General features: G+C 46.4%; 11 protein-coding genes. 7 read left to right on the top strand and 4 right to left on the bottom strand.

All coding sequences use genetic code 11. The annotated features are described in order from the left end of the window. The first annotated feature begins 123 nt into the window (after nucleotides 1–123). Nucleotides 124–618, top strand: coding sequence for a hypothetical protein (locus G6N79_RS03040; protein ID WP_160003746.1), 495 nt, complete (start codon nucleotides 124–126; stop codon nucleotides 616–618). A 56-nt stretch (nucleotides 619–674) separates the two neighbouring features. Here the strand turns inward: G6N79_RS03040 and G6N79_RS03035 are convergent, their stop codons facing one another. After that, entirely contained in the window at nucleotides 675–1,553 is an 879-nt protein-coding gene (locus tag G6N79_RS03035) for a DUF4349 domain-containing protein (RefSeq protein ID WP_160003744.1), read from the bottom strand. A gap of 795 nt (nucleotides 1,554–2,348) precedes the next feature. Beyond that, complete coding sequence (locus G6N79_RS03030) at nucleotides 2,349–3,383, bottom strand: LLM class flavin-dependent oxidoreductase (RefSeq protein WP_317046377.1); 1,035 nt, start codon at nucleotides 3,381–3,383, stop codon at nucleotides 2,349–2,351. A gap of 145 nt (nucleotides 3,384–3,528) precedes the next feature. Between G6N79_RS03030 and G6N79_RS03025 the strand changes: the two genes are divergently transcribed. Continuing rightward, nucleotides 3,529–4,224 (top strand): ComF family protein, encoded by a 696-nt coding sequence (locus tag G6N79_RS03025; protein ID WP_103906515.1) that lies wholly within the window; start codon nucleotides 3,529–3,531, stop codon nucleotides 4,222–4,224. Between the two features lie 5 nt (nucleotides 4,225–4,229). Here G6N79_RS03025 and G6N79_RS03020 read toward each other — a convergent pair whose 3' ends face one another. Beyond that, nucleotides 4,230–4,613, bottom strand: a complete 384-nt coding sequence (locus tag G6N79_RS03020; protein WP_103906514.1) for a VanZ family protein — start codon at nucleotides 4,611–4,613, stop codon at nucleotides 4,230–4,232. Nucleotides 4,614–4,803: 190 nt separating this feature from the next. On the opposite strand from G6N79_RS03020, the gene G6N79_RS03015 reads away from it, so the two are divergent. From G6N79_RS03015 to G6N79_RS03000, 4 genes are all read left to right on the top strand, one after another. Further along, nucleotides 4,804–5,139 carry a PadR family transcriptional regulator gene (locus G6N79_RS03015; RefSeq protein ID WP_103906513.1) on the top strand — a complete coding sequence of 112 codons (336 nt, stop codon included), beginning with the start codon at nucleotides 4,804–4,806 and terminating at the stop codon, nucleotides 5,137–5,139. A 31-nt stretch (nucleotides 5,140–5,170) separates the two neighbouring features. Continuing rightward, the gene (locus tag G6N79_RS03010; RefSeq protein ID WP_103906512.1) at nucleotides 5,171–6,991 is read left to right on the top strand and encodes a PspC domain-containing protein; all 1,821 of its coding nucleotides are present in this window, start codon (nucleotides 5,171–5,173) and stop codon (nucleotides 6,989–6,991) included. A gap of 52 nt (nucleotides 6,992–7,043) precedes the next feature. Then, complete coding sequence (locus G6N79_RS03005) at nucleotides 7,044–9,470, top strand: outer membrane beta-barrel family protein (RefSeq protein WP_103906511.1); 2,427 nt, start codon at nucleotides 7,044–7,046, stop codon at nucleotides 9,468–9,470. Between the two features lie 366 nt (nucleotides 9,471–9,836). Then, a complete protein-coding gene (locus tag G6N79_RS03000; RefSeq protein WP_103906510.1) occupies nucleotides 9,837–10,424 on the top strand; it encodes an LOG family protein in 588 nt (195 codons plus the stop codon). A 2-nt stretch (nucleotides 10,425–10,426) separates the two neighbouring features. Here the strand turns inward: G6N79_RS03000 and uxaC are convergent, their stop codons facing one another. Beyond that, nucleotides 10,427–11,836, bottom strand: a complete 1,410-nt coding sequence (gene uxaC / locus G6N79_RS02995) for a glucuronate isomerase (RefSeq protein WP_103906509.1) — start codon at nucleotides 11,834–11,836, stop codon at nucleotides 10,427–10,429. A 135-nt stretch (nucleotides 11,837–11,971) separates the two neighbouring features. On the opposite strand from uxaC, the gene G6N79_RS02990 reads away from it, so the two are divergent. Next, complete coding sequence (locus tag G6N79_RS02990) at nucleotides 11,972–12,793, top strand: SMP-30/gluconolactonase/LRE family protein (RefSeq protein WP_103906508.1); 822 nt, start codon at nucleotides 11,972–11,974, stop codon at nucleotides 12,791–12,793. Nucleotides 12,794–12,847: the final 54 nt, after the last annotated feature.

Here is a 12,847-nt window from a genome sequence, read left to right as displayed (position 1 = left end):
GAAGTAATAAAATACCCAAGCCCGGCTAGCGCTTGTTTCCGTGATACCTAAATATTATGAAATTGTTATCTCTTTGGGTTTATGGCGCGGGATCCTTTCCTATTTTTTATTATTGCCGTTGGAATGGTTAAAAGCTTGTCTCACAATATTTTCTTATTGGCTAATCTGGTTGCGATAGCCCTGTTGTTCTCGTGCGCCGATCGGGATGAGCCGAGTTGCCTGACAGCCCTGAAAGCAGACCTGCAGGATCCAAACATGATGGCGGATGTGGATTTCAACGCGGTGCATTGCTTCGCTTGGGACTCGCTGATGCTGATCACATCCTACCATTATGACCAACAGATCCTGGAAGAAACGGGGATACGGATTCCACCGACCCTGCGTGAAAAGGGAGAGCACCTCATCCATATTGCTTTTATCAAAGATCACCAGGTAGCGCAAATCCTGAGTTTGGAGAAAGGGAAATGCGATTTTACGGATTATATCCAACAGGAGGTGTTTTCGCGAAGCTACCTGTTTGTGGATCGAAAGGCAAGTTTCTTTGTTCGGAATTCAAAAGGACAGTTTCAGCAGCCCAAGGACACGCTGGATACACAGTTGGCCGTCGAGGTGGACTAAAAATCCCGACAATCAATTGATTGCCGGGAAAACATATACATACTACCGCAAGAATTTTATTGACCTATACTTTTCGCTTTTCTGGTTTTACGGATGCGCAGGACGATCCAAACGGCAAGTGCAGTGACGATCCAGATTGGCCACAGTCCGATAATCCCCAACACGATCGAGCGTATTAGGCTCATCCCGAATGCCAGGGCATCCTTCAGCTGTATCCAGAAGGAATTCGTGCCCATGGGCAGATTGGCCTGGTATTCAAAAAGGTTTATCGTGAGCGTGCTGTACTTGATCTGGCTGTTCATGTTCCGCATCAGGCTCTCGCTGCTATCGATATCTTCCTGCAGTTGGCGGATCTGTTCCTGGATTTCCAATAATTCCTTCACGTTCTTGGCACTTGCCACCATGGCCTGATATTTCTCCAGGTACGCCCGTTTGCTCTTCAACCGGGAGGCCAGATCAAAATAGGTCATGGACACATCCGAGGCGGAGATCGTTTTCGATGTCACCTTATCACTCCCTGATGAGATGGCGGTCAGAAACTGATCGAAGGATGTGGAGGGTATGCGGATGATCAGGTTATAGGAAGTGAAATCCTGGGTGTTGTTAGCGGATTCTTCTTCGTAATACCCCTGGAAACGCTTGATCAATCGATCGAGATTCTGCTTACTGGCATTGATATCCTTGGATTCAAGGGAGAGATTCCCAGTACGGACGATCTTGATCCCGTTGTCCACAAACTTTTGGGGCTCCGCCTGTTGTGGTGCTGCGGCAGCTTTCCCTTCCACGGCCGCCGCATCAGCGGCTACTTCCCCTGTGGCGGCCATGCCATACGCTTCAGCTTCCGGCGCCACCATTTCGTCCTTTACGCCCTGTATTTGATTGCAGGCTCCCAATGTCATAGACAGAAGGATGCCCCAGATGATCTTTCTTTTCATTGTCATGGCTTTAGGTAGGGATGCCGAAGTTCTCCAGATTCCATAATAGCGGACTATCTTTTTTTGTATGGACCTGCTGGCACAACTTAAATACTTATCTTGGCGCAATCGGCTGGATATTCCGTATATTAGGTACAGTAATTCTCGAAATCAACCTTTTCTCCACATATAGATAGATCCATAACGAATTCCCATTTTTCTTTCTGGTTTCATAACGCCAACACGCTCTAGCATTTCGCCCTTTCCATTTCGTGTACTTACCCGCTTTTACTTTTCGAAATCCAAGGTTCACGCCGAATCCGCGCCCAGCCTGCCTAGACCTTGTCCGAGGTGAAGCCGTACTGTAAGCGAGGTGCAGTCGTGGTGAGAGCGTGCCTATAGACACGCTCTCAGTACGCTCTCAGTACGCTCTCACCACGCTCTCACCTCAGACAAGGTCCAGGTGCGATTGACATGATTTTTATTGATAAAATTCTGTAATATGTAGATATACAATTGGTTATGGCTTTTCCGGGGTGTTTTGTAAAATATGGATTAATCGTTTATTCGGGTGTTTTACTTTGCTGCTTACCGCAAACCACGTAAAAGGTAGAAAAATTTGGTTTTTACCTGCATGCATGGATCGTATGGAAGCGGTAGCGGCAAGTTCAATCTTGCCTTTTTGGTCTGCTGCGGGAGCTTTGGGAGCCTTGCATTCGCCTGCTCATGCTGTGAACAAGATGGCTTGTAAACGAAACAGCCATGGGCTTTGACCTCCATGGCTGCTATCGAACGAAATAGACAAATATGTTTCTCTTATTTTAAAGCATCCTTAACTTTCGGAATGATCTGATTTCCGTAAAGCTCGATTGCTTTCATCATTTTGCTGTGGTCTGGGCTGCCCACATCCATGTGCGCAGAAAAGCGGGTCAGGCCGAAGGATTCCTGCAGAGCTAGGATTTTATCCACGGATTCATTCACGTCGCCGACGATCAGGTGCCCATGGTTGGAGCGTCCGTAATCGTATTGCGTGCGTTGATACGGTGGCCATCCACGGGATGCCCCGATGCGGTTCATCTGGGCCGAATAGAATGGGTAATACCAATCAGCGACCTCACGTGAATTCTCGCCGAAGAAAGAGTGCATGTGCACGCCGACCTGGAATTTACTCATGTCATGTCCATTGTCTTGGTAGGCCTGTTCATACACCTCAAACAGCGGTTTGAAGTTGATTGGTGAGCCTCCGATAATGGCGAACATAACCGGCAATCCCAATCGTCCCGCACGGATCACCGACTCGGTCGTACCGCCAACAGCAATCCAGATCGGCATGCTGTCATGTACGGCACGTGGGTAGATCGACTGGTTAACCAAGCTTGCCCGATGCTTACCCGTCCAATTGACCGTTTGGTTCTTGTTGATCTTCAGCAGCAGGTCCAATTTCTCCTCGAACAGGGAACTGTAATCCTTCAGGTCGTAGCCGAACAGTGGGAACGATTCGATGAACGATCCGCGCCCGGCCATGATTTCCGCCCGTCCATTGGAGATCAGATCCACGGTGGCGAAGTTCTGGTAGAGTTTTACCGGATCGGTAGAGCTCAGGACAGATACTGCCGAACCCAATTTGATCCGTTTGGTAACCGTTGCGGCCGCAGCCAGAACGATCTCCGGTGAAGCCACGGCATAATCCGGCCGGTGATGCTCACCGATACCAAAGAAATCCACGCCGACTTCATCCATCAATTTTACTTCTTCGATTATTTCCTGCAACCGTTGCTGCGGGGCTTGTATATTTCCTGTCTGGGCATCTATCTGTAAATCCCCAAACATTCCTATTCCTAATTCCATCATTTGTTTTCCTTTTCTAAGTATAAGACAAAGGTACCGGCATTTATGTTCATAAGTCTTGATATATGTTAAGAAAAGAAGGTTACTTAATTGCCTGTTATTAATTATTAATTAATATCGAATTGGTAACTTTCATAAAAGTTTTATTATGTTTTTATCTCGTTTATGGCGCGCATTGCTCCATTTGATCTACCCCGAATTATGTATGGGGTGTGGAATTGTTTTATTCGACCAGGAAAATTTAATCTGTAGTGAATGTCTGTATCACCTGCCGTATACAGATTTTCACTTGGATCCCAACAATCCGGTCATGCAACAGGTGAAAGGGCGGGCTGACGTGGAATTTGGGACCGCTATGCTGTTTCTTTTTCCCAAAACCATTGTGCAGAACCTGATTTATAACCTGAAATATAAGAATCATCCTCAGGTTGGGGAACGACTGGGGGAGATGTACGGACATATTTTACAGAAAGCATGTGTTTTTGAGGCGGTCCATGTTTTGGTGCCCATTCCCCTGCATCCGGACCGGCGGGCAAAGCGGGGCTACAACCAATGTGAATACATCTGCAAAGGGTTGAGTCGGAGCATGGAAAAACCGATTGATTTGAATTTGCTATACAGGCGGATACATCACAAGAGTCAGACGCGTCTATCCCGGGTGGAAAGGGCACAGAATGTGGAGAATATCTTCGAATGCCGCCACTTGGATGCTATCTCCGATCAGCATATCCTGATCGTGGACGATGTCTTCACGACCGGGGCAACCTTATGCGCCGCAGTGGAATGTGTTAAGGAAGCTTTTCCGCAATGCAGGGTCTCCATCCTGACCATTGCCAAAGCCTAACGCCGTTAGTACTGAAATTTTCTGTTGTAAAGCAATAGATAACTGAACAGGGCCATACCGATACCTACGTAATCTGCAAAAATATCATGCCAATCGGCCTGTCTGGTTTTTGTGAAATACATCTGGGCGGCTTCTGTCATGAATGCAAACACGGATGCCACACAGAAGACAATAATAAATGTCTTCAATTTTGTCGCTCTCCTTTTCGTATCCACAACGCGACCGAAGATGATCAAGGTAGTCAGGAGGTAAAAACATCCGGTATGCACCAGTTTATCGAATCCTGGGAAATACCCAACGGAAGGGAGGTTGTTCGGAGGAAGTAACAGAAGGACCATCATGATGATTGCCCAAAGTATGGCCCAGGCGTAATTTATAATCCAATTCATTATGGATAAAAGTCGGATTTAATTGTCAGAATAAAAAGTATATAGCTCTTTTTTTTGCGTAAATCTAGCGATCCTAAAATGACATTGAAAAATTATTGCACTGAAAATCAGTGTGTTGGAAAAATATTGTCAAAAAATATAGTACTATGTATTGCAAAGTACTGTCCAAAGGATATATCTTTGTATTGTTATGATAGCTGAAAATACACAAACCCAAATGAGGAAGGGAATACTGGAATACTGTATTCTATCCATTATTTCTCGGGGAGAAATATATGCCTCAGACATAATCAGCGAATTGAAGAAAGCTGAGCTGTTGGTGGTTGAGGGTACTTTATATCCATTGCTTACCAGATTGAAGAATAACGGTCTGTTGAGTTATAGCTGGAAAGAGTCGACATCAGGGCCACCGCGTAAATATTATCAGATCACCGCCGAAGGGATGGAGGTGCTGAAGAAGTTGGATGTGACCTGGAAAGAATTGCTTTTCGCAGTGGAGACATCCTTGCAGAATCGAGAATTATAATCAACGTCAACCATTTAACTAACATAGAATCATGAACAAGACCATAATTATCAATATAAATAGCATCGTTTTCCACATTGAGGAGGATGCCTATGAAACCCTTCGATCGTATATGATCGAAATCAAGCGACACTTTGGTAAATCGGAGGATAGCCGGGAGATCCTAGAGGATATCGAGAACCGTATTGCGGAGATGTTTTCGGAGCGTATCCAAACTGGCCGTAAGGAGGTGATCAATCGGGAGGATGTAGATCAGGTGATTGCACAGATGGGTCGTGTGAGCGACTTTGAATCGGAGTTCAGTGAAGAACCGCGTGTGGAAGAACCTGCTTCGGCACAGGCTGCCTTCAGCTCGGAACCTCAACCTGAGGAACCTGCACTTGGTGGTGAAGCCCAAGCGGAGGAGCAAAAAGTGGATTCGGAACCTTCCTTTACGGAATACCTGACGTCCAAGAAATTGATGCGCGATCCGGACGATAAGATTATCGGTGGGGTATGTAGTGGCTTGGGCCATTACTTCAACATCGAAGCGAAATGGGTGCGGATTATCTTTGTCCTTTTCTTCCTATTCGGTGGATCAGGTGTGCTGTTGTACTTTGTATTGATGGCGGTGATGCCGAAGGCGATCACCCGCGCGGATAGATTAGCGATGCGTGGCGAACAACCCAATCTGCAGAATTTCAAAAAATCCTTCGATGAGGAAATGAAGGGGGTGCGCGAAAATTTTTCGGGGGCCGGCGAGCATTTTAATCGAGGCGCTCGCTCGGTTGGCGACTCATTGGGCCGCATTTTCTCGGTCATTGGAAAGGTTCTCGCCGTGCTGTTGTTGATCTTTGCCGGATTGAACGTTGTGGGGATCTTTATATTCTTTGTTTTCAATGCGCTGAACCTGATGGGCTATCAGAACCCAATCTTCTTCCCGCCATTGGAAATCATGGATTCCACATCTGGCTTTTTTGCCTTGTTGGCCGGAACATTGGCGGTGGGCATTCCATTCCTGGCCCTGTTCTTCATTATGCTGCGTGTAGTGTTCAAATCAAACCCGATGAACAACTATGCAAGTATGTCCCTGTGGGCTGCCTGGGTAGGGTCCATTGTGATGATCCTCTATTTTGTGATCGTCACGAATCAGGATTTTATCGAGGAGAGTACAATTTCCGTGGAGAAACCGCTGGAGAAAAAGGATACCTACATCCTGTCGATGAATGATGTTCGCGTCATCAAGACCTCGGATGAGGAGTTCAGCAAGAAAAATCTGAACCTTGGGAAATATGGCTTGATTGGCAACCACCTGCGTGATGACATCGGTATCCGTTTCGAACCCTTGGACTCCCTAAAAGCACCTTATTTGCAATATAATTACCAAGCGAAAGGAAATTCTTATGGAGATGCGTCCGCTCGTGCATCTAAGATAAAGTACCAAGTTGTGCAGAATGGTGAGAATATCTTGTTCGACAGTCATTTTGCCCTGCAGGAAAAGCAGTTGATCCGAGACCAAAGGGTGCAGATGGTCGTTTATCTGCCGGTTGGGACAACGGTGATGCTGAACCGGGATCTGGATTATAAAGTCCGTGATATCTGGGCGTACGATTGCCGGGTGAATGATGAAGCGAAATATGCGGAATTCACCATGACAAAAGATGGGCTGAAATGTGTGGCGAAGTTGAAAGAGGAAAAAGAAAAAGCATTGGAAGATGCGAAGGAAGATGCTGAAAAGCGTGCGAAAGAAGCGAAGGAACGTGCTGAGGACTTAGAAAAAGAGGCGAAGGAACTAGAAAAAGAAAAGAAAAAAGAAAATAGCGAAGCTGCAGCGGGGGATGGTGAGTCATCCGCCGCGGACAGCAGAGCATAAGACAAAATCCAAACCAAATATTAACAATTAAACAATCTAACCAAGAAAAGAAATGGGACGTATTATCGCAATCCTAATCCTGTATGTAGCATCACTACTAAATCACTCCTACGCGGCAGCACGTGCACAGGATGCAGATATAAAAGGAAAAGTCGTCAACCCGGAAAATCAACCGGTAGCTTCCGCATCGGTTTACCTGATGTCCAGCACGGGCAATGTGCTGATCAAAAGTGCCGTAACGGACGAGAATGGCGCTTATACCATCCTAAAAGCGCCGAAAGGAAATTATTATATTGAGGTGACGTCCGTGGGCTACGGCAAGGCCCGTTCTGCTGCCTTTGACCTGGACGACAAGTTGGTCACCGTGGAAGACATCAAACTTTTACCGGCCAGCCAAACGATTGAAACCGTGACCGTGCAGGGCCAAATGCCAACGGTAAAGAATGTGAATGGGAAGCTGGTGTTGAACGTGGAGAACTCGACACTGGCCGCCGGCAACAATGCGCTGGAGGTGGTGAAACGTGCACCGGGCGTGAGCGTCGATAAGGACGATAACCTGCAGCTAATGGGACAACAGGGCGTAAACGTGACGATCGATGGACGCCTGACCTACATGTCCGGAGAGCAACTGGCGACCTTTCTGAAGTCTACCGATGCCGCACAGATTAAGAGTGTGGAAGTCACAACGACCAGACAGGCAAAGGATGATGCCGAAGGAGCCATTGGTACCATCAATATCGTATTGAAGAAGAACAATACCGAGGGTTTCAACGGGAGCTTTGTGGCCAGTGCCGGTCATGGAAAGTACTTCCGCGGGAACAGCTCCCTTGCATTGAACTATAAAAAGAAAAATACCACCCTTTTTGGGTCCTATGCCTATACGAACAACAAGGAAATCAATGAACTTGACATCATCCGTGATATCGCGGGGAAGGAGCGGACCACTTATTTCAATCAGGAAGCTGACATGATCGAGAAGAACCAATCCCACACCTTCCGTGTAGGCGTGGAGCAGAAGACCTCCAACAGCAATACCCTGATGTTCCAGGTGTCCGGAAATAATTACCTGGAGGATGCAAATAACAACAGTATCACCAATATCGGATTCACACCGACGACGATTGATACGGTGCTACGTTCGCCGAGCATTGTGGATATGAGCTTTGGCCGCATATCGTTCAACCTGAACAACGAGTATAAGATCGATACCTTGGGATCAAAATTAACCCTGGATCTGGACTACAGTTTGTTTAAGAACCGTTCGGACATGGATTACGTGTACCGCACGGAACATCCGAATACCGGGGCACTGTTCTACCCTGAGGAACGAGAGCATAGCAACATGCCTACAGATATCGATATTTATGTAGGGAAGTTGGATTATATCAAACCGTTGAAGAAGGGAAGTCTTGAAGCGGGATTGAAATACAGTAATGTCAAATCAGACAACAACATGATGTTCGAGCGGCTGGTGGGTTCCACTTGGGAGAATGTCGAGGACCGGACCAACCATTTTATCTATACCGAGCAGATTTCGGCAGGATATGTGGACTATAGCCGCCCATTGGGAAAAAAATGGTCTGCAAAAGTAGGTGTCCGTGCCGAATACACCATCTCTGATGGAAACTTGGTCACGAACAACTCAACCGTAAAACGCGATTATCTGGACTTTTTCCCTTCGGCAAATATTGGTTACAACATCAATGAGAACCATATCCTATCGTTAAGTTATGCCAAGAAGGTAAGCCGTCCGAATTACCGTTCGCTGAATCCTTTCCGGTATTATATCGATAAATTGACGTATCAGTTGGGTAATCCATACGTGAATCCCCAGTACACCCATGGGTTCTCCCTGAACTATACCCTGATGAAGATGTTCAACTTTACCCTGGGTACCGACATTACGAACGATGCCATCGTGGAAAGTATGGGTCAGGATTCTATCCGTACTTGGGTGACGAAGGAAAACCTTGGAAAATCCGTAACATCTTACCTGAACATGAATATCCCTTACCGCGTGGGTAAGTTCTGGACGATGAACAACAACATTACGGCGCTCTATATGCACTTTAAAGGGCCAATTGCTGGATATGAGATCGACAAGGGATCCTTCTTTATCCAAGGGAACAGTTACCACAATTTCAGGTTGGGCCAGCAGTGGTCGGCAGAAGCCACCATCAATGGAAATACACCATTTGTGTATAACCTGTTCAAGATCCATGCACGGATCGGGGTAGATATCGGCGCCAACTACAATTTCAAAGACCAGAAGAGCTCCTTGAAGCTGGCCGTGACCGATGTATTCAGAAGCAATCGGAATAACCTGACGACTAACTTCAATGAGTTCCAGTCCAAGATCCGTCAGTACAACGACAGACAGACTGTACGCTTGACCTATACCTACAAATTCGGAAACCTGAAACAGCAGATCCGGAAGAGTGACTCCAGAAATGAAGAGAAAGATCGCGTATCGCAATAACAATATTTGTTTCAATGTTTAGTTAAGTTAAAGCCTCCGTAGTGATTATGGGGGCTTTTGTTTAGTATTTAGTAGTTAGAATTAAGTATTAAGATTAGATATGAGATGTAAGATTTGAGATTTGCGATATCATGGGTTTTTAAAGTATTTAGTAGTTAGAATTAAGTATTAAGATTAGATATGAGAAGTGAGATTTGAGATTTGTGATATCATGAGGTTGTTTAGAGTGAAGCTTTAAGACCTATGAAGGGTGTTGTTGGGTGGGTGAGCTCGAGGGGGTTATGATTGTGGGGGAAAGATTTTGTTTGGGGTTGGGAATTTTTATGATGGGGCTGGTAAATTAATTTCTTATCGTTACCTTTCGGTATGAAATTAAAGAACATTGTTGTTTTCTGTGCTTCGAGTCCGGGGCACGGTCCGAGCTTCGTAGAAGCGGCGAAAGTTGTGGGTCAGGTTTTCGTGGAGCGTGGCATTCGGTTGGTATTTGGTGGTGGGCGTGTCGGGCTGATGGGTGCGGTGGCCGATTCGGTTATGGCGCATGGCGGTTCGGTCGTTGGGGTCATCCCCAAATTCCTGAACAGCAAGGAAATCGGGCACACCGGAATCACGGAGTTGATCGAGGTGGATACCATGCATGAGCGCAAGACAAAGATGAATAACCTCTGTGATGGCGTAATCGCATTGCCCGGCGGATTTGGTACCATGGAAGAATTGTTCGAGATGACCACCTGGGGACAGCTAGGTCTGCATAAAAAGCCTATCGGCATCTTGAATGTAGATGGCTTCTATGATCACCTGATCAACTTTATACAGCACATGGTCGATACAGGCCTGTTAAAAGCAGAAAACCAAAAGATGATTCTCCATTCCGATAATATCGAAGATCTATTGGAACAGATGGAATCCTTTGAGGCACCACCTGTTCCGAAATGGCTCAATATCGCCAGTACATAACCTTACTTTTTGGGAAAGGGGAAGTAGGCCTTGGCGTTATAATAACAGATGTCCTGGATTATTTTCCCGATCCATTTGGTGTCGTTAGGCAATTCTCCGTTGACAACATCTTCGGCAAAGATGTTGCAGAGCAATCTGCGGAAATATTCATGTCGCGGGAAGGATAGAAAACTCCTCGAATCGGTCAACATGCCGACAAACCTGCTGATCAATCCGATATTGGATAGGCTGTTGATCTGCTTGGTCATGCCATCCTTTTGATCATGGAACCACCATGCCGACCCGTACTGCATCTTCCCGGCAATACTCCCATCATTAAAGTTACCGGCCATGGCCGCAAAAAGATCGTTATCCGCAGCATTCAAATTGTAGAGGATGGTCTTGCCGAGTTGGTCCTTTTCCGCCATTTTTCCCAAGAACTTCACTAAGCCATCGCCCTGTCGATAATCGCCAATGCTATCGAACCCCGTATCGGGACCCAATTTCTGTAGTGCACCGGTATTGGTGTTTCGGAAGGCGCCGACATGGAATTGCTGAACCCAATTCTTTTCGTGATCCCATTCTGCGAACTGAACGAGCATCGCCGATTTGAATTTATTGAGTTGATCTGTATTTAACGTTTTTCCAGAGCGGACCTGATCGAAGATCGCAGCGATTTCCGTTGCTGTATAATCATCGGCATAGAGGTGGCTCAAGCCATGATCCGACACGCAGCAACCTTGAGCTGCAAAAAAGTCATGCCGTGATTTCAGCGCATCCAGGTAATGCTGGAAGGTATTGATATCGCTGTTGGAAGCCGCGGCTAATTTTTCCACATAGGTGTTGAAGACTTCGGGGATTTCCGGACTCATCGCCTTGTCCGGCCGGAAAGCGGGATACATGGCAAAGTTTCCCGGCTTCTCGTTGTAGGCCTGATGGTATTCCAGGGAATCGATGGGATCGTCCGTCGTACAGATCACTTCGACCTTCATCTGTTCGAGCAAGCCATGGACACGCATCTGCTCATCCTGCAGCATGGATGTTGCGCGGTCGAATATGTTATCGGCCGTATCCGGTCCCAGCAGGTCATGGACGCCGAAATAGCGTTGCAGTTCCAGGTGAGTCCAGTGGTATAAGGGGTTTCGAAGGGTATAGGGAACAGTTTCCGACCATTGGCGGAATTTATCCCGATCCGAAGCTTGGCCTGTAATGTATTCCTCAGGAATGCCGTTCGCACGCATGGCCCGCCATTTGTAATGATCACCCTGTAACCAGATCTCCGTGATGTTCTTGAACTTTTTGTTCTCGGCAACCTCTTGCGGAGGCAGGTGATTGTGGTAGTCGATAATGGGCAGGTCTTTTGCGTAGTTGTGGTACAGCTCTTCCGCAATGCTGCTCTGCAGGAGGAAGTTATCATCCAGGAATGGCTTCATATTTCGTTTCGTCTTAGTATTAAGTTTAGAATTGAAAGAAGCGGAAAATTAAGGAATTATACACTAATTTCTAACAATATGGCTCAAAAAATGTTATATTTATTAATTAACAGTTTGTGAAATAATAAGTTAACTATGAAAACGAGCATTTTAACTCTTGTATTAGCCTGTACCTCCCTAGTCGGTTTCAGCCAAAGTAAATTAACGCAGCTGTGGGAATCCACGGAGCAACTTCCAACGCCAGAATCGGTACTTTATGTGCCCGGACAATCGGCATTATATGTTTCTTTGATCGATGGTGACGGCAGTGCCAAGGATGGCAAGGGTGGCGTCGCTATACTGAACATGGATGGCACCATGAAAGATGCGACCTGGGTTCAGGGATTGAATGCCCCGAAAGGGATGGCGCTCTACAAAGACCTGCTGTATGTAGCAGATATCGATGAGGTAGTGGTGATTGATGTAGTGACCGGAAATGTGATCAATCAGGTTAAGGTTCCGGAGTCTGTTTTCTTGAATGATGTCACGGTGGATGATAACGGTAAGGTCTATGTATCCGATACCCGCAAAGGGGAGATCCATCTGATCCATAATGGGAAATCGAGCTTATTCATGAAGGATGTGAAAGATGTGAATGGCTTGCGCGTGGTGAACGGTTCGTTATATGCCATGGCGGGTCCCGAATTGTGGAAGATAGATAACAATAAGAACAAAACGGTAATTGCCAAAGGATTGGCCTTGGGCGGAGACGGCTTGGAGCCTGTTGGTGATGGGAGCTTTTTAGTGACCTGTTGGGGCGGGCTGATCTATCATATCAAAGCGGACGGTACGGTCACACAATTGCTGGATGTACGCGATAAGATGAAAACAGCTGATTTAGGATACAACCAGAAAGAGAAGATCTTGTATGTCCCAACGTTCTTGAACAATAGCGTGGTGGCTTATAAATTGGATTAATTCATTACTGAATATATAAAAAGACCGCTTGTGCACCTGGGCATAAGCGGTCTT

The organism is Sphingobacterium lactis, from assembly GCF_011046555.1.
Classification (GTDB): domain Bacteria; phylum Bacteroidota; class Bacteroidia; order Sphingobacteriales; family Sphingobacteriaceae; genus Sphingobacterium; species Sphingobacterium lactis.
This window is presented reverse-complemented; position numbering and strand designations above follow the sequence as displayed.

Excerpts from the sequence above, each read along its gene's own strand:
- G6N79_RS03040 (WP_160003746.1), top strand. The coding sequence starts at position 124 with ATGGTTAAAAGCTTGTCTCACAATATTTTCTTATTGGCTAATCTGGTT.
- G6N79_RS03015 (WP_103906513.1), top strand. The coding sequence starts at position 4,804 with ATGATAGCTGAAAATACACAAACCCAAATGAGGAAGGGAATACTGGAA.
- G6N79_RS03005 (WP_103906511.1), top strand. The coding sequence starts at position 7,044 with ATGGGACGTATTATCGCAATCCTAATCCTGTATGTAGCATCACTACTA.
- G6N79_RS03020 (WP_103906514.1), bottom strand. The coding sequence starts at position 4,613 with ATGAATTGGATTATAAATTACGCCTGGGCCATACTTTGGGCAATCATC.
- uxaC (WP_103906509.1), bottom strand. The coding sequence starts at position 11,836 with ATGAAGCCATTCCTGGATGATAACTTCCTCCTGCAGAGCAGCATTGCG.
- G6N79_RS02990 (WP_103906508.1), top strand. The coding sequence starts at position 11,972 with ATGAAAACGAGCATTTTAACTCTTGTATTAGCCTGTACCTCCCTAGTC.
- G6N79_RS03035 (WP_160003744.1), bottom strand. The coding sequence starts at position 1,553 with ATGAAAAGAAAGATCATCTGGGGCATCCTTCTGTCTATGACATTGGGA.
- G6N79_RS03000 (WP_103906510.1), top strand. The coding sequence starts at position 9,837 with ATGAAATTAAAGAACATTGTTGTTTTCTGTGCTTCGAGTCCGGGGCAC.
- G6N79_RS03030 (WP_317046377.1), bottom strand. The coding sequence starts at position 3,383 with ATGATGGAATTAGGAATAGGAATGTTTGGGGATTTACAGATAGATGCC.
- G6N79_RS03010 (WP_103906512.1), top strand. The coding sequence starts at position 5,171 with ATGAACAAGACCATAATTATCAATATAAATAGCATCGTTTTCCACATT.
- G6N79_RS03025 (WP_103906515.1), top strand. The coding sequence starts at position 3,529 with ATGTTTTTATCTCGTTTATGGCGCGCATTGCTCCATTTGATCTACCCC.